This window comes from Salinivibrio sp. ML290, from assembly GCF_001995695.1.
Taxonomy (GTDB): Bacteria; Pseudomonadota; Gammaproteobacteria; order Enterobacterales; family Vibrionaceae; genus Salinivibrio; species Salinivibrio siamensis.
Genome location: NZ_MUEY01000024.1, coordinates 5,624 through 29,094, shown reverse-complemented (window position 1 = coordinate 29,094; position 23,471 = coordinate 5,624). Strand labels below are relative to the sequence as shown.

Below are 23,471 nucleotides of genomic sequence, written 5' to 3'. Positions count from 1 at the left end.
ATAAACTGCTTTTTAGATTTTAACCTAGATTATGTGACAAGTATTTAACAAAACAATTAGGACATATATCTATTACATTTATGTGATACTTTAAGTTGAAATCGCTACTATGCAACCGCACAAAATATTATAACTAAGAGAGTTTGACGTGAACCAGACTATAGATATCTCCTCAAAAAGTGTATCGCACCGCTGGACCCAACATGATACCCATTGGGCACTCAGCTTGTTCGGTACAGCGGTGGGGGCCGGGATCCTGTTCCTTCCCATTAATCTCGGGATGGGGGGCTTTTGGCCACTCATGATTATGGCCGTACTGGCGTTTCCGATGACGTTTATGGCTCACCGAGGCTTAGCGCGCTTTGTGTTGTCGTCTCGCCACAAAGATGCCGATTTCACCGATGTGGTTGCCGAACACTTCGGCAGCCATGCAGGCCGTTTGATCTCCGTGCTGTATTTTCTTTCTATTTTCCCCATTTTGTTGATATATGGCGTTGGGCTGACTAATACAGTTGATAGCTTTTTGGTTAATCAACTCGGGTGGGCGTCGCCAAACCGTGTCATGCTGTCTGGTGTGCTAGTCGCAGGTATGATTGCGATCATGATAGGGGGCGAGCGCCTGATGCTGCGTGCATTTGCGGCGATGGTTTATCCGCTGGTTGCTATCTTGGCGTTTTTGTCTTTTTACCTAATACCATCATGGCAAGCACCGAACCTCGCTATGCCCGGGATGGGAGAACTGGGCATGAATCTATGGCTCGCCGTGCCAGTAGTGATTTTCTCGTTCAGCCATGCGGCGGCGATTTCTAGCTTTGCCAACATTCAGCGCCGTCACTATGGTGATGATGCCCAAGGCAAGTCAGAGCAAATTCTTAAACGCGCGGGCGTGATGTTAGTTGCCTTTGTACTCCTGTTTGTTTTCTCGTGCGTGTTGACGCTCACCCCGGCACAAATGGCGGAAGCGAAGGCGCAAAATGTGTCTGTGCTCTCATACCTTGCTAATGTCACCCAAAATCCATTTATTGGCACCTTAGGGCCTTTGGTCGCCTTTATTGCTATCACATCATCGTTCTTGGGGCATTTCCTCGGTGCACGCGAAAGTCTGAACGGCCTGGTCACCAAACATAGCAAACTCACTTATAAAAAGGCCGATAAGCTCGGCGTGGTGGTGATGTTTTTTGCTATTTGGTGGTGTGCGGTGATTAACCCCAGCATCCTCGATATGATGGGCGCATTGTCTGGGCCTGTGATTGCGATGATCTTATTTATTATGCCAACGGTTGCGGCCTACAAAGTCAAAGCGCTGTCGCAGTATCGCGGCAAAGCGGGTACTTACTTTATCTTTGTGACGGGTATGCTGGCGATTTCTGCGTTGCTTTATAACTTGATGGGTTAAGTAAACAATATTATCTTGCATGAAAGCGCCCTCGCGGCGCTTTTTTGTATGTTGCAATGTCGTAAGCCCGCTCTTACTGGCTTATCTCGTGCAAAACGGCGCAGTTCTTACCCTGCTTTTTAGCTTGATACATGGCTTTATCGGCATCAACAATTTCACTGTGAGGCATACCATTTGGGTAGTAAGCCACGCCCAAACTCACTGTGACGGGCATAGATGGATGATTAAATAGCGCAAGGCTTTGTCTTGATATCTCGTTGCACAGCAGTTTGCCTTGCGCCACGGCACGCTCAGCGGTAGAAAAATACTGCAGCACGGCAAACTCCTCTCCCCCGATCCTTGCCACCACCGCGTCATTGGGTAATAGACTCCGCGCTGTTTGAGCGACAAAGCAAAGCACTTCGTCGCCATGTGCGTGGCCGAACCCATCGTTAAAGGCTTTGAAGTCATCAATATCGAACACCATCAGGGTTATCCCCTTGACTTCGCGCATTTGGCTATATAGGCACTGATAGAAGTAACGTCGGTTGTGAAGATGAGTGAGAGAGTCAGTAATCGCTTGCGCTTGCAGTAAGTCATTGGCTGCTTGCAGCGCATGCGTTTTCTGTTTAACCGTTCTTTTCAGTAAAAAGATATAGCTGATGCCCACTATCACACCAAAGGCGATTAGCGTTGGTAACAAATACGCGGGATAGACGGTCTCGACATCGTAATATACCCAGCGATTTAATAGCCGTCGCTTGGTTTCATCGTCGAGCCAAGCAAATTTATTATCAACTTGATTGAGTAATGCCGTCTTCCCTTTCGCAAAACCGGCATATAACATTTCTGTATAGAGGTGCCTGACGGGTATAAACAAATTTTGGTTAGTGGTGGTATAAAGGTGATAATTGGCGACTTGCAGATCGGCGACAAATGCCTGGATTTCTTCAGATAACGCTGCATCAAGCATGGCTTGATTATTCGGGAAAAGCTGCAGCGTTACATCTGGAAATTCGGTTCTCATAAACTCTTCTTCGTACCCACCTTGCACAACACCGACTGCGTGGTCGGTTTCGCCCGCTAACACATAATCCGCCGATACGCCCGTGAGAGCTTGGCTGAAGAACACTTGCGTATCGATGCTAAAAAGGGGGGTGCCGAAATCCATAAACGCTAACCGCTCTGGCGAGCGAAGTAAGCCTGCGTGAACATCGGCTTGACCGCTTCGCACCGCATCAATCGATTGCTGCCAATCAGTGAGCACAAACTCAATTTGATAGCCGTTACGTTTGCCAAATTCTTTCCAAAAATCGATCAAGATCCCTTTTGGCTCTTGATTGCGGTCAAGGTAGGAAAATGGTCGCCAAGCATGTGAGTTCGCCACTTTTAAAACAGGGCTTTGTGACTTGGACTGTTGGTTTTGCTCAGCGTCAACACCCAGCGTGATGGTTAAGAGGACGCCAACGCTCAGAACCGCAACGATGACACGAGTCACCACAGATAACACCCCAGAATGCCGCATAAACAACCCTTGAATCTGGCAATGGCTAGAAATAATGGCGCCCAATGCACGCGCCCATTACTACCAGTATATGAACAAAACATTAGCGGCTGGGGATAAATATCACTTTTTCCGCAAGATTGAGAGGATAGTGCGTTGGTGTTGATGCACCCGATTTGAGCAATATTAACGGCATGAGGTGGCGCTCCGGGCGTTGCTAAGCTGGGGGCGCCACATTGTTAATCTGTTACTGTTTGGCCCCTAGCTCAGCGAGCAAATGAGCGTTGACCGTTTGAAACGGATACGACGCAAGGGCGCCAAAACCGGGTATTGTCTTCGCTTTGATTTTGGTATGAAGCGGTGAAGATAGGCCGAGTAAAAAGCGTGTCGTTGCCGCGTGACTTGGCGTTGCATCGCAAGCGGCGGCGAAGTGCTGGCACCATGATGATAATGCCTGTACATCGATCGCGGGTAATTCAGGGCGTGGGGGTAGCTGAGCAATATGTCCTTGGCATACCGAACAATGGCCACAGGTGGTTGGCGCTGCGTGATCGCCAAAGTAGTCGGCAAGGCGCTGGCTCATACAGGTTGAAGAGGCCAATAAAGCCAGTAATTGGTTGATGCGGGCCAGTTCGCTCTCTTCCTTTTTAGCAAAAAGGTTATGTAATTGTTCAGCCTGCGCTTGAACATCAATCTCATGGGGACTGACCGAAAAGACTTGCGTGGCCTGTTGGGTGGCAAGTGATATCCAACCTTGCTCGTGAAAATAGTCCAGTGCCGCTAACGCGCGCTTTCTTTCTGCCCCAAAGCGTTGCCACAATTGTTGGAAATCCATCTTGTACCAAGTTCTAGCTTTGAGCGCGCACGCAAATAGTTGAGCAACAAATTCGCGCCGCTCGCCCTGAAATTTAGCCGTAATGGCTGCTGGCGACTCAACACATTGGAATTTTACATCGGCAAAATAGCTGTATTGGCTGGTGATCACGCCGGCCATTTCCAAATAAACCAGCAGCGTTTTAAGGGGCAAGAGGCGAATGTTATACATTCGTGACAGGCTATGGAGCATGACTTCCCATTGTTGATCTGCTTGTTTTATTTCTTGCAACAGCCCCTCAATCGCAACCTTATCGGGTGTATCGCCGTAGATAAAATTTTCCAGTACATTCAGGCTCGACTGATTGGCGAGCACAGTGCACGTTGCTCGAAGGCCATCTCGCCCTGCGCGGCCAATTTCTTGGCTATAGTTTTCGATCGATTTAGGCAAGTCAAAATGGATGACACGCCGGATGTCAGCCTTATCGACCCCCATCCCAAAGGCGATGGTTGCGACAATACACGGCGAACGGCCCGCCATAAACGCCTCTTGTATCGACACGCGGGTGTCGTGACTCATACCGGCATGATACGCCGTCGCGGGGATATGCTGGGTTTGTAGCCACTGGGCTACATCCTCGGCGGTTTGCTGCTGAGTGACATAAATGACAGTCGGCAAATGGGGATCAGGTTGCAACTGCTCAATCAGTGCTTGTCGTTTTTGCACTTCCTCTACAGCGATCACATTCAGGTGAAGGTTTGGACGATAAAAGCCGGTCAACGTGGTGTTGTTTGACGGAATGGCAAACTTTCGCTGCATGTCTTCGACCACCGCTGGGGTTGCAGTCGCGGTGAGAAGCAATACTTGCGGGATATTTAATTGCTGCCGATAAGCGGGGAGTTTTAGGTAATCGGGGCGAAAATTGTGGCCCCACTCCGAGATGCAATGTGCTTCATCTATGACCAGTAAAGAGATGGGGATAGGGGTAATAAATTGGCGAAAGCGTTCGTTGTTTGACCGCTCGACCGAAATCATAAGGACTTTGATGTCGCCGCGACGGATTTGCTCCATCACTTGTTTAGTTTGCTCGGGGGTCTGTGTGGAATCAATGGTAGCGGCAGCAATACCTTTACGGCGCATAAATGCGATTTGATCATGCATGAGCGCTAATAAAGGTGAAATCACTAAGGTTAAGTGAGGCAGCTGTGTGGCGGGTAGTTGATAGCACAATGACTTACCCGCACCGGTAGGAAAAATAGCACAGGCTGACTCTCCTTGCATTATCTGAGCAATGACCGATTCTTGCCCTGCTCGAAATGATGAAAAACCAAAAATGTGCTCAAGTGCTTGTGTCAACATGCCGCCTCTCCCCCTTTTTTAACCTAGTGGTTTTTATAAACAAGGGAAGAGACGGTATCGACGACGTGTTAACGTTGCAAGCACAAGAGAGCGTGAGTGCGAGCAACCCCATTCTATTCAGTAAGCGGAGAACCTTTTCTAACTCAGAAAAGCGTGATTACAACGCCTTAACCAATGCGGCGATGTCACCCCAGCTGCGCGCGTCAATCAACTTGCCGGGCACCATCCAGGTACCGCCGCATGCAAGTACTGAGGGCAACGCGAGATAATCATTTACATTCGCCTCACCCACGCCGCCAGTTGGCATGAAACTCACGGGGTACACGGCAGATAACGCTTTTAACATCGCGATGCCGCCCGACGCTTCCGCGGGGAAAAACTTCAACGTATCCAGCCCAAGCTCCATGGCTTGCTCGACTAAACTGGGGTTGTTGACCCCGGGGATGATAGGAATACCGCGCTGTTGGCAATGTTTCACTGTGGTTGGGTTAAGCCCAGGGCTGACAATAAAATCGGCGCCTGCGTCAATCGCAGCGTCGACTTGGGTTGCAGTGAGTACCGTGCCGGCACCAATCAGCATATCGGGATAGGCATCGCGCATGAGACGAATAGCCCGGGCGGCCGCGTCAGTGCGAAAGGTAACTTCAGCGCACGGTAGGCCATTATCTACCAAGGTTTTGGCGAGCGGCACGGCGTCATCCGCATTGTTAATGGCAATCACTGGCACGATGCGAATTGCCTTAAGGCGTTGATTCAGTTCAGTCATAGGGTTCCCTTACAGTAACACGCTTAATAGCGCAACGATAACAAACGCGATGGTTCCGAGCAGGGTTTCCATCACAGTCCAAGTTTTAAGTGTGGTTTTTTCATCCATTTCGAGAAGACGCGATACCAACCAAAAGCCCGAGTCGTTGAAATGCGATAAAACGGTGGCTCCACCTGCAATCGCGATGACAATAAAACATAAATCCAATTGAGATAAACCCACAGTGTGCGACACCGTAGGCGCGATGAGTGCGGCTGTGGTGGTGAGAGCAACGGTGGCAGAGCCTTGTGCAACGCGCAAGCAGGTAGCAATCACAAATGCTGCCAATATTATCGGCATGCCCGTGTCTGACAGCATGGTGGCGAGTGCTTGACCGATACCGCTCGCGCGCAAGACGCCACCAAACATGCCGCCCGCGCCAGTGACCAAAATCACCGCACAAATTGGCGCTAACGAATCGGTACACAGTTTTTCCATTTTACTCTTACCCAGTTTTTGGCCAAAGACCAACAAACAGGTCAATAGGGTGATGAGCAGTGCAACTGGAGTTTTACCCAGCATACGCAAAAAACCGACCCAAGTGCTTTCCCCGTTAACCATACCCGCTACACTGAGTGCGTTCAGACCCGTATCGAGGAAAATAAGCAGTACAGGGAGCAATAAAATCATCAAAACAGTTGAAAAGGCGGGGTAATCCTTTTTGCTTTTAAACATGACCTCGGTGTTTAAAAACGCTTTCGCGAGTGGGATGTTGAATTTCTTGCCGGCATACAGGCCAAACAAGTAGCTACCCAAATACCAAGTAGGAAACGAAACTAGGAGCCCGACCACCAAGAGTAGGCCCATGTCTGCGCCAAGTAAATCTGAGGCAGCAACGGGGCCGGGATGTGGGGGGACAAAGGTATGCATCACCGCAAATGCCCCTGCGACAGGTAGGGCGTATTTTATCGGTGAGCCGCCCAAGCGTTTTGCCACGCTAAACATGATTGGCATCATCACAATCAGCCCCGCGTCGAAAAAGATAGGAAAGCCAAACAGTAACGAGGCAATACCGAGTGCCAGCGGGGCACGAGCTTCGCCAAACCGAGCGATCAGTGTATCGGCCAAGACATTTGCACCGCCGGTGACTTCGAGAATTTTACCTATCATGGCACCCAGCCCGACGAGTAAGGCAACCGACGCGAGGGTATTGCCAAAACCCGTCATCATGGTTGGCACCACGTTATCGATAGGGATTCCGGTGGTGAGTGCAGTGGCCAAGCTGACCAACGTCAGCGATGCAAAAGCATGTACCTTAAGCTTCATTATTAGGAGTAATAACAACGCGATAGCGCCCAATGCTATCAAGAGTAAGGTGGTGGGTTCAGGGCTTTGTGCGAGTAGTTCCATGGCTCACCTCTTCATACCAAGATGTTTTGTGTTAAACGTCACAAAGTTAAAAGTTACCGGTAACATGTTACCGGTAACCACACTAAGATAAAGACAATTATTGAATGCATGACCAAAAATGAGATCTAGTTAAAATCTCGCTAAGGAGTCGGTATGGAAATGGGTAGTGTGATTGTGATGGGCGTGAGTGGTTGTGGAAAAAGTACCCTAGGTGCGAAGTTGGCACAGCATTTGGGGGCCAAGTTTATCGATGGTGATGACTTACACCCTCGCGCAAATATCGAGAAAATGGCATTAGGACAACCTCTTAACGATAAAGACCGGGCGCCTTGGCTTGAGAGGATCCGTGATGTCGCGTTTAGTTTGGAGCAAAAAAACGAATTCGGTGTCATCGTTTGCTCTGCCCTTAGACATCAATACCGGGACAGGCTTCGAGAGGGAAATAAGAGCGTCACTTTTCTTTTTCTAGATGGTAGCTATGAGTTAATTCTTGAACGTTTGCGAGCGCGTAAAGGCCACTTCATGAGAACCGAAATGCTTGATAGTCAATTTGCCGCCTTAGAAAAGCCGACGGGTATTGAATCAGACGTGATTTCTGTTGATATCAACCGAGACATCGAATCCTTAACAAAGTACGCCGCGAGTCTCATTACTCGTAACCAAGAGGTAGCTTGATGATGCATCCTAAAGTTGAGGCGGTGACTAACGAGCTACGCCAACGCAGCGAAGCTGCGCGCACCGCATTTTTACGCCAAACCCAGCGACAAGCCGAGACAGGTAAGACGCGTGCAAGCTTGTCTTGTGGCAACATCGCGCATGCGGTTGCCGCATCGTGCCAGCAAGACAAACAGCAGATGCTGGATATGACCACTGCCAATGTGGCGATTATCAGTGCCTATAACGACATGCTTAGCGCTCACGCACCTTATGCTTACTACCCTGATCAGATCAAAGCCGCCTTGCAGCCATTGGGCCACACGGCGCAAGTGGCAGGTTGTGTGCCTGCGATGTGTGATGGGGTGACGCAAGGCCAGCCAGGGATGGAGATGTCGTTGTTTTCACGTGATGTGATTGCTCAAGCAACTGCGATATCGTTAAGTCATAATGTCTACGATGCCACACTGTTGCTTGGCGTATGCGATAAAATTGCGCCGGGGCAACTAATGGGCGCGCTTGCCTATGCACACTTACCGACGTTATTTGTGCCCTCTGGGCCGATGTCCACGGGCACAACCAACGAGGAAAAAGTGGCGGTACGCCAAGCATATGCAGCCGGTGACATCGGAAAAGAGGCATTATTGGCGATGGAATGTCAGGCTTATCACAGCCAAGGGACCTGCACCTTCTACGGCACGGCCAATACCAATCAACTGGTGCTTGAAGCTATGGGGTTAATTCTTCCCGGCGCTGCGTTTGTCGCACCGAACTCGGCGTTGCGCCAAGCGTTGACTTGCTATGCAGCGACAGCGTTAGCATCCCAGTGCGCAGGAAGTGCGACATTCCGACCACTCGCCGATGTGGTGACGGAAAAAAGCGTTATTAATGGTGTGGTCGCGTTGTTGGCTTCAGGCGGCAGTACCAACCATACCATCCATTTGGTAGCCATGGCGCGGGCAGCAGGGATTATCCTAACGTGGGAAGATATTGATGCGTTATCCCATGTGGTTCCCTTACTGACTCGAATGTATCCTAACGGCCCGGCTGATATTAATGCTTTTGAAGCGGCCGGAGGCGTCCCCACACTGATGACGCACTTACATACGCTTGGATTATTACATGCCGATACCTTGCCTGCCGTCGGCCAATTTAGCGACCAACTGACAACACCACGATTAGATCAGGGGCAGCTTGTTTGGGAGGCCGCCACACCATCAACCGACACAGGGGTCATCGCTCAGCCCGGTTCACACTTCAGTGCAACCAGTGGCTTGCGCATGCTGTCTGGCAATATGGGTAATGCCGTGATCAAGGTCTCTGCAGTAGCTCCGGAGCACCGTGTGGTTAGCGCGCCTGCGCGGGTGTTTGATTGTCAGCACCAGGTCGAGCAGGCCTATCAACGTGGTGAGCTCACCCAAGATGTGATTGTGGTGGTGCGTTTCAATGGCCCTGCCGCGAATGGCATGCCAGAGCTGCATAAACTCATGCCGATTCTTGGCAATGTGCAAAAGATGGGGTATCAGGTTGCTCTAGTGACAGATGGACGGTTATCGGGCGCGTCGGGCAAAGTCCCAGCGGCTTTGCACGTCTGTCCTGAAGCCATGCATGGTGGTGTGCTGGCCGCTATCAAAGACGGCGATCTGATCACGCTGGATGCCAATGCTGGTATGTTGACCTGTCATGCTGACTTATCCCAGCGTCCTGCGGCAGAACCGCCCCAAGCGACCCAAACGTGGGGACGTGATTTGTTTGCTGCAGCGCGTCAGCAGGTGTCACGCGCTGACGAGGGGGCGACGTATTTATTTCCGTGATCGTCCAGCAAGCCGAGATGCTTACGCGTTGTCACGATTACGTGAAGAAGAATTGTAGGGAGAATAAAGTCGCAAGGCGATATCTTGAGACATTTTTTCCCTATTTGCTTTAGACAAATGGGTTCTCACACCTAGTTAGGTAGCGACTCACATCACCCGATTGAACTGGGCAGACGGACTTTGTCGATTTTTCTTTTTGGAGTTGCAGTCGCTGACAGTCTTGATGGTCCGGTGAAAAGTGTATCCATACGCTATCCATGGTCAAGGTGTTGGCAAGGTAATAAACATGCTGACGATGATCAGCCACATTGGTCCAAATGGTGTAAGACGCTTTTTCAGTGTGATAAGGATTAAAATTGACAGGTACGGCGCACGTGGCCACGAGCGAACGTGCTTGATAAACCGCTTCACACTGGTTTTGCGCGGGCTGGCTAAAGATTAAGTAATAGCTGGCCCGTTCAAAGCGTTGCGTAGCACTGTTGCCGCCGGGTGCTGAATAAACTGGGTGAGCAATAGGATTGTTGGGATCAAGCCCCCAAGTATAAGTCCAGTAAGCCTTCAGCGTTTGTTGCGTTTTATAGTCGGGTTGGTTGGTGACAACGGTATCGTCATGGCTTTCATAGAGTTGAAAAACGCCGTCTCGCACTTCGATAACTCCGGCATTTCCATCGGCATCGGAAAGTGATAGATGCAAATGAGAGTCGGTGTCCGATGTATCAGGTAAGCGTTCTGAAACGATGGTGATCGTGTTTGAGGTAAAAAACTGAATCGCTTGATGAACGTTGGCAAAACAATCCAATACAAACTGCACCCAGCGGTTAGCACTCAAAAATTGTCCGTCTCCGGTTGCCGGCCCGTAACTGACATCTGAGTCATATAGGCCATTCACGGCCAGTCCGGCTTCGTTGAGGCCGTCCATGGCAGCATAACCTCGCTTGTCACTACCCATGACAGTGACGAGGCTAGCGTATTCCGAGCGCCATTGTAGTACCTGCTGCTTACTAATACCGAGCTGGCTTGCAGACTTCGCGTCCAGTCCTCGACTTTTCATACCTTTTGGGAAACGATAGAAATAGGTATTAATCGGCCAAAACCAGTCCATATTGCGCGCCGTGACAGAGTATTGTCGGTTGAGATTGTTAAATATGCGTGTGCACATATCATTGATACCTTTGTTATTAACATGTTAATAAATCCGAGCTATGATAGCTGATGTTAAACATTGGCCTACACGAGAATGAACAATGGAAGTGAGTGAACTCAGCAGCAGTTCCGAGTTGCGTATCAAAGTGCTTAAAGGAATGAGCCTTGGTGTAGGTGGTTTAGCAGCCTTGGTGGCGATGGGTAATGTTGTTGTTAGTCAAAGCTATATTTATGCCTCTTTTTTGGTTTTGTATGCTTTTTACTCTTGGTATGTGTATCGACAAACCGCCAAAAACACCGTTTTTAGTGGCCACAAATATATCATGTCGGCTAGTTTGACGGCTTTGGTGGTTGTCGGTACTTTTCTCAAGCCAACAGACTATGGGGTGTTTATTTGGACGCTGTTTTTTCCGATTATTTACTATTTGTTACTGGGCTATAAAGCCGGTCTGGCAGCGACATTAGCGCTGTTTATTATCCAAATTGCTAATGTTGCTTTTCAGTTTTATGTCGAGCAGTACTTCGACATGTTGACTATGATGCTCAACTTTGCGTTTTGTTATTTCAGCATTGCCATTGTCGCTCATGCTTATGAGATTAACCGTGTATTGGCTGAAAACAAGTTAAGTAAACTAGCCACGTGTGATCCGCTAACTGGAGCCAATAACCGCCTCGCGTTGAAACATCGCTATCAAGTATTACAGAATCAGCAGGCTGCGTTTCATCTTTTGGTGCTCGATATTGATCATTTCAAAGCGGTTAATGACGAATATGGGCACGATGGCGGCGATGTCGTATTGCAATCGGTGGTGAACACCATGGTTGAGGTCGCGGGGAGTGACAATGTATTCCGGCAAGGGGGAGAGGAGTTTTGTCTTCTATTAGAAGGCGTTTCTCATCATGATGCGCTGGCGATGGCAGAGCGAATCCGCAAGCGTATTGCGAAAACCCCCATTGTTTACCAGCAGCGCGCTATTCCTGTGACGGTCAGTATCGGGGTCACCCAAAGCGAGGCATCAAAATGTGCCCAAGAAATCAACCGGCAAGCGGATGCGAATTTGTATGCGGCTAAAGCGGGTGGTCGGAATAAAGTGGTGGCGTGAAAGGGTTAAGGCGCCACTTTGCCTCGCAGCGCTTTGGTTTGGCTCTTACGTTTTTTAGCATCCACGCGGCGTCGTTGTGAGGCCTTGGTAGGTTTGGTGGGTTTACGTTTTTTCTGCTCTACCATCGCACCTTTGATCAACGCCTGTAAGCGTTCTAGCGCGTCTTCTCGGTTTAGCTCTTGGGTGCGGTAGTTTTGCGCTTTTATCACCACGACGCCCTCTTTGGAGATACGCGAATCAGACAGAGCCATTAAGCGGGCTTTGTACGCATCAGGCAATGATGAGGCTTGGATATCAAAGCGCAAATGAATGGCGCTCGATACTTTGTTGACGTTTTGCCCGCCTTTCCCTGCGGCGCGGATAGCCGTGAGCTCAATCTCATTGTCGGGAATCGCCACCTTATTTGATAGGGTGAGCATACAACCTCTCATGCATGAAGAAAGAGCGCAGTGTACACAGATTAAGGCCTGCGGCGCAAATAGACCGGCAGGCCAGAGCGGCTGAATTCGCGCGCTAGGGGAGATCAAACACCAGAGCTTGGCTGGTTTCATTGCTCTTATTACTGAAGGTTACATGAGGGATATCTTCAATTCTTGCGCCATCACCGGGGGCCAGAGATGTCGTTTCAACGTCGAGCGTGCCATCGACTTGATGCACATAGGCATGACGTCCTGCCTCCAAAGGCAAGGTAACAGATTCACTGGGCAGTAGAATCAGCTGTAGCAAACGCGCATCTTGTTTGATGCGTAAGGTGCCATTTTCTCCGGTTGGGGTCGCGATGACGGTAAGGCCAGCCTGCTTACCAAAATCTTTTTGCTGATAACCCGGCTCCCCGCCTTGCTCATTGGGCTCAATCCAAATTTGCAGAAAGCGTAAAGCTTGGGTTGACGAGGCATTATACTCACTATGATAAATACCGCGCCCCGCCGACATCAGCTGGAACTCGCCAGCGGGTAGGGTTTGTCGGTTGCCTTGGCTGTCTTTGTGTTCGATTTCCCCTTCCAGCACCAGACTGATGATTTCCATATCACGGTGTCCGTGGGTATCAAAGCCTGCGGCGGGCGACACGATATCATCATTGATCACACGCAGTGCAGAGAAGCCCATATGATGGGGATCGTAATAGCTACCAAATGAAAAAGTATGGCGGCTTTGTAGCCAGCCAAAGTTGGCCTGACCGCGATCGCTGGCATGACGTACTGTGATCATAATGCTTCTCCTCACTAATTCGATGTTGAACAGCGGTAACGCTGAACAATAGCTGCAGTGTAGAAATAAAAGCGCCGTGCGAACACGGCGTATGATTGAGCATCTTGTTCTAAAAAATAGAACAAGATGCTGCTGATGTTACAGCCGGAATGTCTCCATTCTCGTTTTTAACCGATGAGCCAGGTTACTAATTTGATCGCATGCCACGGCAGTTTGCGTGGCCCCCTCGGCCATTTCCGTTGAGGCGCTATTGATACTCTCAACGCTGCGGTTGAGCTCGTTAGAGACAGAGCTTTGCTCACTGCAGGCGGTGGCAATTTGGGTGCTGCGTTGCGCGATATCATCGACAGATGCTTCTATCTCTCTCATTTGCTCACCGGTTTCGTTCACCGTATCAACACACTGATTGATACCTGTCTGACACTCATGGCTGGATTCACGCACCTTTGTTGTATTTTCTTGCAACGTTTCGATCGTTGTGACGATTTTTTCAGTTGATTCTTGGGTGCGCTGTGCGAGTGAGCGGACCTCATCGGCGACAACGGCGAAACCTCGACCTTGTTCACCCGCTCGCGCTGCTTCTATCGCTGCGTTGAGCGCTAATAAGTTCGTTTGCTCAGCTATCCCGCGAATGACGTCTACAACGACGTTAATGTCTTCGGAACTTGTTTTTAGTTGCTCTGTCAGGTGTTCAGACTCTTGCATTAGCCCTGAAACACGCTCAATAATCGTAATGGCTTGGCCTAACGACCCACTCCCTTTTTTCGCAATGTCTGCTGCCGAATGTGCTGACGTCGCGCCCTCTTCGGTGTTTTGAGCTACCTCACTGACGGCAGCTTGCATTTCTGTCATGGCAGATGCCACCGAACCAAGTTCTTGCTGCTGATTTTGCATACCGGAGGCATTTTGAGATGAAATGGCACTGACTTCTTCAACGGCGGCCGTCAATTGGATGGTAGAGTCATTAATTTCTGATACTAACTCGTGCAAATTACGTTGCATGGTGACCAGCTCTTTAAGCAACGTGCCAAGCTCGTCTTTGGATAAATCTTTCTCATCAATGCTGTTGTTGAGCTGGCCTTGAGCAATACTTGAAGCGAAGGCTAGGGCTTTGTCAATGGGACGAGAAATGATGCGTGAGAGCATGACTGAGGAGCCAATAATAACTAAAACAATGACGCCTGTGCCTATGGCCGCGTTAATTTGAGCGGAGATGGCTTCGTGTTGTGCCTCTTCACCGATTGTCTGCACAAGCTCGTCGTTGAGAGCGAGTGTCTTATCCAAACTTTCTAGTGCTTTTGAATAGGTACCGAAGCTGGACAAAACGACGTCATTAGCAGCATCGGGATTATTGTTACTCAAAAGCTGATTGTAGGATTGTGTTTCCTTAATGTATTGATTCCATGTGGTTTTAAAAACACCAAAGGTTTGTTTTTCCTGTCGGGTTAAATCCAGCGATTCGTAGGCTTTTATCCCAGCTTGGACATCTGCTCGCCATTGGTCTAAATCGTCGAGCCATTGCGATATTTTAGGATGGTTGCTGTTGGGCAGGAGTGAAAACTCATCTTTGCGCACTTTGGTGATATCGACCTGAATGCCTTTCAAAATTGATACTGAAGGTAGGCTTTTGTTTGATAGTTGAGTGATATCTTTACTGAGCGTGGATAGGCCAAACATAAACATGGTTGCAACCGAAGCAAAAACGATAAAAACGGCAATAAAACTAAGCCATATTTTTTTAACAACACTGAGATCTTTCATCATCTACTTTCCTGTTCATCGTGCATATGAGGCAACTCAAAGCATCTTTACGTCAATATTAAGATAAGCGTAGACGATGTAGATGATAAAAATGTTATTAATGGCGAGGTGTGTAGAGGCTTTGATGGAAAACTGGGAAATCACTTGTTTATGAAAGCGGGTCATTAATACTGAACGCGTTAGACCCGCTTTCTCGCGTGTTGTTTTGCTGTTAATTCGAGACGAAGACGTACGATTTGAGGTATTTAAAAGTAAAAATAGCTCGTCACTTGGCCACTCATCTCTTCGCTCTCCCAATGCTGATAGCGTGCTTTACTGCGGATAGACCAATCCGAAGTAACACGCCAGTTCCATGTCATATCCACATGTGAATGTGACAGCGAATCACGATTAAGTAGGGGGAGAGATTGGGCTTGTAAACCGAGGCGGTGGTCATCAGCAAGCTGCCAAAGCAAGCCAGATTCAATCCCTGTTGCAATATTTAGCCGGTCATCACTGGCATCGCCATGTGAAAGTGCCGTGGACCACAGAGCGTAAGCATGGAGACCATCGGCCTCTCCCCAAGACTGACCGATGCCGCCTTGCGCAAACCAACGACTGGACGGCTCTCGCGCAGTAGGTAGGCGATCAAAGCCCGCGCGGATATTCCACGACAGGCTAGAAAAAACCGGCTTTTTCGGGGCAATGGTCATCGCATCGATCAGGTAGAGCTTATCCAATTGTGTCTTGCCGTCCTCATCGTGACTGACTGCCACATCCACAAAGCTGATTTGCGCGCCGGGCACAAAGCCATCTTGAGGATCCAGTAAATCATGATAAGCCGCGCGCCATTCGAGTGTTAACGCATTTGGACGATGCTTCGATGCCCTTGCGCCAATTCCTACGCGTGCAGAGCCGTGCCCTTGGTCCGGCGCGACACCGGTATTAGCGACTGGCTCAAATGGGGAGTCGGCGCTGACTTGGCTCCGTAAAGCAAGTAGCTGAGTGAGCCGCTGCGCATAAGGGTCTCGAGGAAGCCCTTTATCATAGAAATCGAAATTGAGCCATTCGTACGCAAATTCATAAATAGCGGCCAGTTGACCCGCACTGTATTGCTGATGGTCGGGGAAATCGCCATCTTTTGCTTTTTGTGCTGCCTCGAACACGAGTGGAGACGTTTGCTGCGACATATTTAACAACCGAGTGCCAAATGACGCGCGGAAGTTGGGCGTTTCAATCAAATCATTGTTGGCTAGCGTTTTAACCGTATCTGACGGAATGGCTTGAAAAGGGAAATCATTGACTAACTGCAACTCTTTGCGGGCAAGTTGCAGCAAGGCGAGCAGTTGGTAGGAGCAGTTCTCATCGAGAAAGTAGTAATCGAAGGTGGCGTTTTGCATTTCCCACAAGTGCAGTAGTACCCGGTTAACTTCTTGTTCGGAGAGGTTGAGGGCGTACTCCCATATGTCGCGGGACTCAATGTCGTTGTACTCTCGTACCTTACGATAATAAGGCATGACGGTAAATTGTCCCGGGTACGCGCCAAACAGGCCTTTCGCGGCATACAAAGCGGCGTTATCGTTTTCGTTTGGCTCGGCAGCAAAGTTGACAGCGAAGGCGACTAATTCTTTGTTTCTGGTCTGATCCTTGGCATCAATGCGTAGCAGGGTATGGCCGAACATCGATGACGGGTTATTCATAAATGCGGTCGGGAACACCAGCGTCATGGCTTCAGGGTCAAGTACCTTTTTCCAGCGTTCAAGTTCGGGACAATCGAGTGTGGCAGTACGCCCAGCGTGGGATTCGAGCCACGTATATCGTGCGGGGTAACGGCACCGTGTAGCCTGTGCAACAGCAGTGTCGGCATGATAAAACGCGTTAATGGTCGCCATGAGCTCTTGCTTTGGCTGTGTCTTTCCTTGGGGGGAGAGAAAAAAAGTCTCTGAATCGATTGTACTTTCGTAACCAGAGAAGGTCTGGGGTAAATAGTGGCCAAGTTGAAGCCAATATGGCTGCTGAGCTAGATGAGGAATGTCAAAGTCACTTTTCTCGGCAAAAACAGGCGCGCTAAACAAACAGAGAATGATGAGACTCATGTGGAACGATAGGAAGGCGAAAGCGTTGAGAAGTCTCATATCAGTACAACGAGTTATATATGAAAACATGAAAGTGCCCGAGTTGGGCACTTTCGTACTCAATCCTAACCAAGTTGGAGAGGATATTTTATCAGCGTTTTATCACTTAGATTTTATACGCTGCAAGCTGATCGTTTTGAGCAACCACAGTGTTCAGGTTGGTCAGCACTTCTTGTGAAGTCACTTGTTCAGACGTCACGATGGAAGCAAAGTTTTGCTTTGCAACATCGTTGAACGCTGCTTTGTCTGCATCTTTGATGCCCCAAACTTCAGAAAGTGTTGCCAAGGTTTCACCTTCACCACGTGCGATATCACGCGCTAGGTTGTCCATATTTCCGTCGATGAACATAGCCAGTTTCTGCTGTGAATCAATGGTGCCTGTACCGTCACAGCCTAGCGTACCAAAGGTGATACCAAAGGTTTGGTTACCTGATGTACCGTTGGTGGTAGCGCCGAGAACTTTGTAAACTTTCCCTTGTTGACCATCAAATACCATTGTACCCAGACCACAGCCGATATCTGAATCTGCTAATGCCGCGCCAGAGAGAGGAAGGGTAGCAAGTGCAGCAATAGCGATAAATTTTTTCATGGTAATCCTTTTAGTAAACGTGTTGGCAATTGGAGTCTAACCCGAATTTGCTTCTCAAATGTGAGATATTTAGACAGGAAAACTCTAAAAACTAGGTGTGCCGATTCTATTGACTATCTTGTATGGTTTCAACTACACCCTGTTTAAATTGGGGTGATGTGCCAAAAAWTAGAGAAAATAAAGGCTACAACGCTTTATGTGGCCCAAAGCACTCATAATGGAACTGTTTCTCAGGCACGCCAAGCTCGCGAAGTTGCGCTTGAATATGGCGCATAAAGCCAACTGGGCCGCAGAGATACACCTGTACCGCGGCTGGGCTGAACGTATTGCTCACCGCTGTGAGATCCATCCATCCGGTATGATCAAAGTCTTGTCCAAGCGTATCTGCGGGTTGAGGTTGGTTATACCAAACGTGCGTCTGAATATGCGCGTGCTGACGCGCGAGGGTGCGAACAGGATGATTGAAAGCATGCAGTTTGCCGTTCTCGGTAGCATGCAGCCAAGTTACAGATGCGTTGTGCTCGGTAAGGCTTTCTAGCATCGCCAACATTGGCGTTATGCCCACCCCGCCAGAAATTAATACCACGGGCGTATTCGGATCCACGTTCAGTTTGAGATCGCCCGCCGGTGGGGTGAGCATCACAGTGCCACCAACGGCTAACTCATCATGTAAGTAATTAGAGACCTGACCTTGTGGCTCCCGTTTCACCGAGATCTGATAATGCTGGCCGTTCGGCGCGTGTGACAAACTGTATTGGCGAATTTCTTGATGTTCAAAGCCAGTATGATTGACCACGATGCCAATGTATTGCCCGGCCGTAAAAGGCGCGACGGGCTGACCGTCTTGAGGAGCAAATACAAAACTGGTGACCTGCTCACTTTCAGGACGTTTTTCAATCAACGTAAATGCTCGCTGCCCTTGCCAGCCACCAATTTGGGCGTGGCTATCTTCATAAAGCTGCCGCTCTTTGGCGATAAATACATCCGCGAGCACTTGATAGGCCTCAGCCCACGCATCAAGCACGGCTTGTCCCGGCGAAAGTAGCTCATCAATGGTGGCCAACAAATGCTGACCGACAAGCGGATAGTGCTCGGCTTTGACCAGCAAACTTGTGTGTTTGTGAGCAATTTTCTCTATCGCACCCAGTAAAGCGGGCAAGTTATCGATGTTCTGTGCATAGGCACAAATTGCGTTAAACAGTGCTTCCCGCTGATCGCCATTTTGCTGGTGGCGCAGATTAAAAATGTCTTTTAGTTCAGGGTGGTGGTGGAATAGCCTTTGGTAAAAGTGGCTTGTCAGCTTCGGGCCAGTTTCGGCGAGCACAGGGGCGGTTGATTTCACAATATCAATGGTTTGTTGGCTTAACATCAGCGTTTCTCTAAACATGTATATTTAATGCATGTTTTAAGTTGTATCTCAAATATATCTTTTGATCAATAGAAGACTTACAATTTGGCGGGGCAGCAAGAGGCGCACATGCAACTAACCAGCTTTACAGATTACGGACTTCGCACCTTGATTTTTCTGGCGTCCTTGCCAGAGGGTGAGCTCACCAACATTACCGAGGTGACACGCTTGTTTGGTGTGTCGCGCAATCATATGGTGAAAGTCATCAACCGTTTAGGGCAGTTGGGGTATATTCAAACGGTGCGCGGGAAGAACGGGGGGATTCGTCTACTGCAAGCGCCGACCGCGATTACGGTGGGGCAAGTGGTGCGCGATCTTGAACCGTTGGAGCTCGTCAATTGCTCGGTTGAGTTTTGTCATATCACCCCAGCGTGCCGTTTAAAAGAGCGTTTAGCGAAAGCCAAGCAAGCCTTTTTAGAGGAGTTAGATGCATGCACCATCGATGCGCTTATCAACGACAATCGCGAGTTAATGATCCTGCTCACTCGCCCCTAAATGTGCAAGGACAGCACTAAGTAGAGCTTATGGCTAATTCCGCTTTAACGCGCGCCGCCTCGACGCCATCTGCTTCAAGTCGCAACAGTAAAAATCTGACGGTTCTGTGGGAGCTGATTGCGTTTATTCGCCCTTACCGCTGGCAAGTGAGCGCGGCATTGCTGGCCTTAGTGTTTACCGCGTCATTGACGCTCTCGGTCGGACACGGCGTTCGCCTTTTGATCGACCAAGGCTTTGCACAGCAATCACTGGTTGAGCTGGGGAATGCGGTAAAGTTTATTTTGCTGATCACGGTATTGATCGCGATCGGTACCTTTTTCCGGTTCTATCTGGTGTCATCGGTGGGTGAACGGGTCAGTGCCGATATTCGCCAAGCGGTGTTTGATCATGTGATTAGCCTACATCCGAGCTATTTTGAAACCCACGGCAGTGGCGAAATCATGTCGCGGATCACCACAGATACCAGCTTGCTGCAAAACATCATCGGCTCCTCCTTCTCCATGGCGATGCGCAGTGCACTGATGTGTGTGGGCGCCATCATCATGCTGTTTGCCACCAATATTAAACTGACCTTGATTGTGCTGGCCTCCGTGCCCTTTATTCTGGTGCCGATTTTGATTTATGGCCGTCGTGTGCGAGCGTTGTCGCGGCAAAGCCAAGATTCGATGGCGGATGTAGGCAGCTATGCCGGTGAAGCCATCACCAATATTAAAACCGTGCAAAGCTTCGCGGTAGAAGATCACGCCAAAGCCGCATTTGGTCAAGAGGTGGAGCGCGCCTATCAGATCGGACGCGAGCGCGTCAAACAACGAGCCATTCTTATTTCCGGCGTGATCGTGATTGTGTTCAGCGCTATTACTGGCATGTTGTGGGTCGGCGGTCGCGATGTGATTCAAGGTACTATGTCAGCAGGGGATCTGGGTGCGTTTGTGTTTTTCGCCATCATGGTTGCCTCTTCGATGGCTACCTTGTCGGAAGTGATGGGGGAGTTGCAGCGCGCGGCAGGCGCGACGGAGCGCTTGGTGGAACTGTTGCACGTGCAAAGCCATATTCGAACTCCCGCCACCTCGCCGAGTGTCGATGCCCAATCATTAAGCAACGATATTCGTTTTGAAGCGGTACATTTTCATTATCCCACGCGTCCTCATCAAGCGGCGATTGATGCGTTGAACCTTGTGATTCAGCCCGGTGAAGTCGTCGCTTTAGTCGGACCGTCGGGAGCGGGGAAAACTACCGTATTTGAATTACTGCAACGCTTTTATGATCCGCAGTCAGGTGCGATTAGGCTGGGCGGGCAAGATATTCGTCGCTTATCCCCGCAAGCGTTGCGCCAACAAATGGCACTGGTGCCACAACAACCCACTCTGTTTAGCGATGATGTAATAGGCAATATTCGCTACGGCAGGCCAGGCGCCAGTGAGCACGCCGTCAAAGAGGCGGCGATTCAAGCGCACGCCGATGGGTTTATTCAGCAATTACCGGACGGCTACAACAGCTTTTTGGGTGAGCGAGGCGTACGGCTTTCGGGTGGGCAACGGCAGCGAATTGCGATTGCCCGCGCGATTCTCAAGGATCCACGAATTTTATTGCTCGATGAAGCCACCAGCGCCCTTGATAGCGAAAGTGAGCATGCGGTTCAGCAAGGCTTGGCGGCTTTAATGCGTGACCGCACTACCTTGATTATCGCTCACCGCTTATCGACCATTCAGCATGCTGACCGCATTGTAGTGATGGATCAAGGCAAGCTTATTGATGTAGGCAGCCATACCGACTTGCTGACACGCTGCCCGTTGTACAAACGCTTGGTAAAACGGCAGTTTAGCCATGTCTCAAATAGCTAAGCGTTGTTTTCCAATTCTTTGATTTGTTGGTCAATCTTTTCTGCTTCTTCGGTGAGCAGTGAATAACCACGAATGTCGCCGTTGCGCTGCGCCTGAAAGGCTTGTTGCTGCTTAGCTTCGTACTGCTTTTTAAGCTTTTTAACCGGATTCGGCTTTAAAAATGAGAGCATGTCGCGTCCTTATTTGAGAGTCATGGGTATCACTACGACCTAACCTCTTGTTTGGATGACAGCGACTGTGCGTTAGTACTTATCGTATCCGTTTGTCTCCACCTTACGGGAAATATCATCGATGTCATGGTGTTATTTCTGGAGGAAAGGTCACCTGGGTTATATTTAACACGTTATCTCAGACTGCAGACGACAGTGTTGCATTCAAAAAAAAATTATTCTCTTTTTTGATACAAATTAAACATCTGGTCCAGTTTAGTATGCGTCTGCTATGATCGCTTCGCCAATTCCTTTGGCAAAATTATCAATTCTCTTTAAAAAAGGTGAAGACTAATTTATCTAGAAATTAACTCCTCCATCAAAGGGTATAGCCGCGCGTTATATCGCTCTCGCTATACTAATTACCCTCGTCGGCCGCAAAGAGGATACCAAGCTAGTTGCTGACGAATCAGCGGTCATAGGGGGACTTATCCTTGATCACTCAATACGCATAGATAGAAACCTCAGGATTGACCGCTGAGCTTCAACCGAAAGACAGGGCAAGCGCACGAGTTGATTTTTTGTTTAAGTTGTGAGCACTAAATGTTACTAACGTATGGGGGCAGCCTGTTTCAATCAACCATTGTTGGTAGGGTTGTTTGATTAGTGAACGATTAGTTGATTGATGAGAGACATATTCTGCTATCAGAAAGATACAGTTAACAATGCACTAATTCATGCGTTCGCCCTGAATCGAAAGAGACGATTGATGGGCCATTAATTTCATTGTATGAGAAGTATAGACTACCGATGGATAGAGTCGACTCTGTTGCAGGAAAAAGTGAAACGATAATTGTGTCACACTATTTTAATTCGTTAATAGGGTGCGGAATAACGGTTACTTTAATACTCACTAATTTTATGAATTGATAGAGGTCACTTGATGCGCAAACCGATTTTTTTGTTGATTTTTTTTTGCTATATGTTTTCTTTTGCGTTTGCAAGCGAACACTCCTATAACATGGCCTATGATAGAAATGGACAGCTTACGTCAATAGCCGAAGGTGTCGGTGCGCTAAATAAAGAGTATAAATATGACGTGATTGGTAATATTTTAGAGTTCAATCTATCATCGAATGGCTTGTCTGATGATTTTATTCATTTAACATCTCCAATGTCATCTGAAGTAGTTGTTCAAAATGAAGTTGATTTTTCATGGATGGTTGATGGAAGTGACAATGATGCACTTTTCGACTTTTATATTGGTAGTGATATTAATCATCTTGTTAATTATGAATCTGGATTATCATCATCACAGTTAACCTTAAAGCTTTCAGACTTAAATGTTGGATTAAACAATGAAATGTACTGGAGTGTCGTATACTCTGGTGAAAAAAACCATTTAAAAAACTATGCTACGTTTAAGTTAAAAGACTCCGATTCTGATGGCGTTTATGACATATATGAAACCTCATGCACTTCTTTATATAATGCTGATTCAGATAGTGACGGAATTTTAGATTTAGTTGAAATAGAAAGTGGATTGAATCCTTGTTTGTCTGATACTGATGGTGATGGCTTACCCGATGGTTATGAGCTAGCTAATGGGCTCAACCCATTAGTAAGTGATGTCTATATCAAATTAACTGGAAAATTAACGGCGTGGCAACAGTATCTAGAATCTAATCAAGCTAGTATCAGTGAATTAGAGCGCACAACAGGTTATCGTGAGTTAGATGTGTCCTCAAGTGATGGATACTTAATTACACCATTTTTTCCTAGTGGCGAAGAATCATTTAGTATAGGTTTTTGGGCTAAATTTGATGATGCAGGAATTGTTCAGTCATCAGGTACGAATGACGATAGTAATCATAAAACCTATTTTGGCCTAAATGCTAGAAAACAAGTTTTTTCTGGTATTGGTAAATCTAATCACGTAAATAAAGGGTTTGAGTTTTTATTTAATCAATGGAACTACATAACC

General features: G+C 48.4%; 18 protein-coding genes and 1 pseudogene. 7 read left to right on the top strand and 12 right to left on the bottom strand.

Translation table 11 applies throughout. The features are described 5' to 3' along the window. Positions 1 to 148: 148 nt before the first annotated feature. Positions 149 to 1,396, top strand: coding sequence for an aromatic amino acid transport family protein (locus BZG23_RS15940; protein ID WP_077607509.1), 1,248 nt, complete (start codon positions 149 to 151; stop codon positions 1,394 to 1,396). Between the two features lie 73 nt (positions 1,397 to 1,469). Here the strand turns inward: BZG23_RS15940 and BZG23_RS15935 are convergent, their stop codons facing one another. The 4 genes from BZG23_RS15935 to BZG23_RS15920 form a co-directional block, all read right to left on the bottom strand. Further along, positions 1,470 to 2,900, bottom strand: a complete 1,431-nt coding sequence (locus tag BZG23_RS15935; protein ID WP_077607508.1) for a transporter substrate-binding domain-containing diguanylate cyclase — start codon at positions 2,898 to 2,900, stop codon at positions 1,470 to 1,472. Between the two features lie 226 nt (positions 2,901 to 3,126). Continuing rightward, positions 3,127 to 5,052: a RecQ family ATP-dependent DNA helicase gene (locus BZG23_RS15930; RefSeq protein ID WP_077607507.1), complete on the bottom strand. Its 1,926-nt coding sequence runs from the start codon at positions 5,050 to 5,052 to the stop codon at positions 3,127 to 3,129. Positions 5,053 to 5,209: 157 nt separating this feature from the next. Beyond that, entirely contained in the window at positions 5,210 to 5,818 is a 609-nt protein-coding gene (locus tag BZG23_RS15925; protein WP_077607506.1) for a bifunctional 4-hydroxy-2-oxoglutarate aldolase/2-dehydro-3-deoxy-phosphogluconate aldolase, read from the bottom strand. Between the two features lie 9 nt (positions 5,819 to 5,827). After that, on the bottom strand, positions 5,828 to 7,207 hold the full coding sequence (locus BZG23_RS15920) for a GntP family permease (protein ID WP_077607505.1): 1,380 nt from the start codon (positions 7,205 to 7,207) through the stop codon (positions 5,828 to 5,830). 153 nt (positions 7,208 to 7,360) lie between these two features. Between BZG23_RS15920 and BZG23_RS15915 the strand changes: the two genes are divergently transcribed. Both BZG23_RS15915 and edd read left to right on the top strand, forming a co-directional pair. Then, positions 7,361 to 7,882 (top strand): gluconokinase, encoded by a 522-nt coding sequence (locus tag BZG23_RS15915; protein WP_077607504.1) that lies wholly within the window; start codon positions 7,361 to 7,363, stop codon positions 7,880 to 7,882. After that, positions 7,882 to 9,675: a phosphogluconate dehydratase gene (gene edd / locus BZG23_RS15910; RefSeq protein WP_077607503.1), complete on the top strand. Its 1,794-nt coding sequence runs from the start codon at positions 7,882 to 7,884 to the stop codon at positions 9,673 to 9,675. Before BZG23_RS15915 ends, edd begins: the two co-directional genes overlap by 1 nt. A 109-nt stretch (positions 9,676 to 9,784) precedes the next feature. On the opposite strand, the gene BZG23_RS15905 is transcribed toward edd, so the two are convergent. Continuing rightward, positions 9,785 to 10,777: a linear amide C-N hydrolase gene (locus BZG23_RS15905; protein ID WP_241837231.1), complete on the bottom strand. Its 993-nt coding sequence runs from the start codon at positions 10,775 to 10,777 to the stop codon at positions 9,785 to 9,787. A gap of 142 nt (positions 10,778 to 10,919) precedes the next feature. On the opposite strand from BZG23_RS15905, the gene BZG23_RS15900 reads away from it, so the two are divergent. Next, complete coding sequence (locus BZG23_RS15900) at positions 10,920 to 11,921, top strand: GGDEF domain-containing protein (RefSeq protein ID WP_077607501.1); 1,002 nt, start codon at positions 10,920 to 10,922, stop codon at positions 11,919 to 11,921. A gap of 5 nt (positions 11,922 to 11,926) precedes the next feature. Here the strand turns inward: BZG23_RS15900 and arfB are convergent, their stop codons facing one another. The 6 genes from arfB to hmpA all read right to left on the bottom strand — a co-directional run bounded on the left by arfB (position 11,927) and on the right by hmpA (position 18,963). Beyond that, on the bottom strand, positions 11,927 to 12,340 hold the full coding sequence (arfB, locus tag BZG23_RS15895; RefSeq protein WP_077520596.1) for an alternative ribosome rescue aminoacyl-tRNA hydrolase ArfB: 414 nt from the start codon (positions 12,338 to 12,340) through the stop codon (positions 11,927 to 11,929). Between the two features lie 94 nt (positions 12,341 to 12,434). After that, entirely contained in the window at positions 12,435 to 13,130 is a 696-nt protein-coding gene (locus tag BZG23_RS15890) for a pirin family protein (RefSeq protein ID WP_077607500.1), read from the bottom strand. A 138-nt stretch (positions 13,131 to 13,268) separates the two neighbouring features. After that, on the bottom strand, positions 13,269 to 14,894 hold the full coding sequence (locus tag BZG23_RS15885) for a HAMP domain-containing methyl-accepting chemotaxis protein (protein ID WP_077607499.1): 1,626 nt from the start codon (positions 14,892 to 14,894) through the stop codon (positions 13,269 to 13,271). A gap of 242 nt (positions 14,895 to 15,136) precedes the next feature. Beyond that, complete coding sequence (locus BZG23_RS15880) at positions 15,137 to 16,966, bottom strand: Lnb N-terminal periplasmic domain-containing protein (protein ID WP_443216298.1); 1,830 nt, start codon at positions 16,964 to 16,966, stop codon at positions 15,137 to 15,139. A 145-nt stretch (positions 16,967 to 17,111) separates the two neighbouring features. After that, on the bottom strand, positions 17,112 to 17,594 hold the full coding sequence (locus tag BZG23_RS15875; protein ID WP_074214569.1) for a DUF3015 domain-containing protein: 483 nt from the start codon (positions 17,592 to 17,594) through the stop codon (positions 17,112 to 17,114). A 184-nt stretch (positions 17,595 to 17,778) separates the two neighbouring features. Continuing rightward, positions 17,779 to 18,963 (bottom strand): NO-inducible flavohemoprotein, encoded by a 1,185-nt coding sequence (gene hmpA, locus BZG23_RS15870; RefSeq protein ID WP_077607498.1) that lies wholly within the window; start codon positions 18,961 to 18,963, stop codon positions 17,779 to 17,781. Between the two features lie 108 nt (positions 18,964 to 19,071). Between hmpA and nsrR the strand changes: the two genes are divergently transcribed. Both nsrR and BZG23_RS15860 read left to right on the top strand, forming a co-directional pair. Next, positions 19,072 to 19,497, top strand: a complete 426-nt coding sequence (gene nsrR / locus BZG23_RS15865) for a nitric oxide-sensing transcriptional repressor NsrR (RefSeq protein WP_069360987.1) — start codon at positions 19,072 to 19,074, stop codon at positions 19,495 to 19,497. Positions 19,498 to 19,526: 29 nt separating this feature from the next. Beyond that, the gene (locus tag BZG23_RS15860; RefSeq protein ID WP_077607497.1) at positions 19,527 to 21,338 is read left to right on the top strand and encodes an ABC transporter transmembrane domain-containing protein; all 1,812 of its coding nucleotides are present in this window, start codon (positions 19,527 to 19,529) and stop codon (positions 21,336 to 21,338) included. Here the strand turns inward: BZG23_RS15860 and BZG23_RS16530 are convergent. After that, on the bottom strand, positions 21,335 to 21,508 hold the full coding sequence (locus BZG23_RS16530) for a DUF6435 family protein (protein WP_106406577.1): 174 nt from the start codon (positions 21,506 to 21,508) through the stop codon (positions 21,335 to 21,337). The two genes, BZG23_RS15860 and BZG23_RS16530, sit on opposite strands and share 4 nt — an antisense overlap. A 922-nt stretch (positions 21,509 to 22,430) precedes the next feature. Between BZG23_RS16530 and BZG23_RS15855 the strand changes: the two are divergent. Then, positions 22,431 to 23,471, top strand: a pseudogene (locus BZG23_RS15855) (thrombospondin type 3 repeat-containing protein); the annotation flags it as partial.

Excerpts from the sequence above, each read along its gene's own strand:
- BZG23_RS15930 (WP_077607507.1), bottom strand. The coding sequence starts at position 5,052 with ATGTTGACACAAGCACTTGAGCACATTTTTGGTTTTTCATCATTTCGA.
- BZG23_RS15890 (WP_077607500.1), bottom strand. The coding sequence starts at position 13,130 with ATGATCACAGTACGTCATGCCAGCGATCGCGGTCAGGCCAACTTTGGC.
- arfB (WP_077520596.1), bottom strand. The coding sequence starts at position 12,340 with ATGCTCACCCTATCAAATAAGGTGGCGATTCCCGACAATGAGATTGAG.
- nsrR (WP_069360987.1), top strand. The coding sequence starts at position 19,072 with ATGCAACTAACCAGCTTTACAGATTACGGACTTCGCACCTTGATTTTT.
- BZG23_RS15860 (WP_077607497.1), top strand. The coding sequence starts at position 19,527 with ATGGCTAATTCCGCTTTAACGCGCGCCGCCTCGACGCCATCTGCTTCA.
- BZG23_RS15905 (WP_241837231.1), bottom strand. The coding sequence starts at position 10,777 with ATGGACTGGTTTTGGCCGATTAATACCTATTTCTATCGTTTCCCAAAA.
- BZG23_RS15920 (WP_077607505.1), bottom strand. The coding sequence starts at position 7,207 with ATGGAACTACTCGCACAAAGCCCTGAACCCACCACCTTACTCTTGATA.
- BZG23_RS15875 (WP_074214569.1), bottom strand. The coding sequence starts at position 17,594 with ATGAAAAAATTTATCGCTATTGCTGCACTTGCTACCCTTCCTCTCTCT.
- BZG23_RS15900 (WP_077607501.1), top strand. The coding sequence starts at position 10,920 with ATGGAAGTGAGTGAACTCAGCAGCAGTTCCGAGTTGCGTATCAAAGTG.
- BZG23_RS15880 (WP_443216298.1), bottom strand. The coding sequence starts at position 16,966 with ATGAGTCTCATCATTCTCTGTTTGTTTAGCGCGCCTGTTTTTGCCGAG.
- BZG23_RS15935 (WP_077607508.1), bottom strand. The coding sequence starts at position 2,900 with ATGCGGCATTCTGGGGTGTTATCTGTGGTGACTCGTGTCATCGTTGCG.
- BZG23_RS15925 (WP_077607506.1), bottom strand. The coding sequence starts at position 5,818 with ATGACTGAACTGAATCAACGCCTTAAGGCAATTCGCATCGTGCCAGTG.
- BZG23_RS15915 (WP_077607504.1), top strand. The coding sequence starts at position 7,361 with ATGGAAATGGGTAGTGTGATTGTGATGGGCGTGAGTGGTTGTGGAAAA.
- hmpA (WP_077607498.1), bottom strand. The coding sequence starts at position 18,963 with ATGTTAAGCCAACAAACCATTGATATTGTGAAATCAACCGCCCCTGTG.
- edd (WP_077607503.1), top strand. The coding sequence starts at position 7,882 with ATGATGCATCCTAAAGTTGAGGCGGTGACTAACGAGCTACGCCAACGC.
- BZG23_RS15885 (WP_077607499.1), bottom strand. The coding sequence starts at position 14,894 with ATGATGAAAGATCTCAGTGTTGTTAAAAAAATATGGCTTAGTTTTATT.
- BZG23_RS16530 (WP_106406577.1), bottom strand. The coding sequence starts at position 21,508 with ATGCTCTCATTTTTAAAGCCGAATCCGGTTAAAAAGCTTAAAAAGCAG.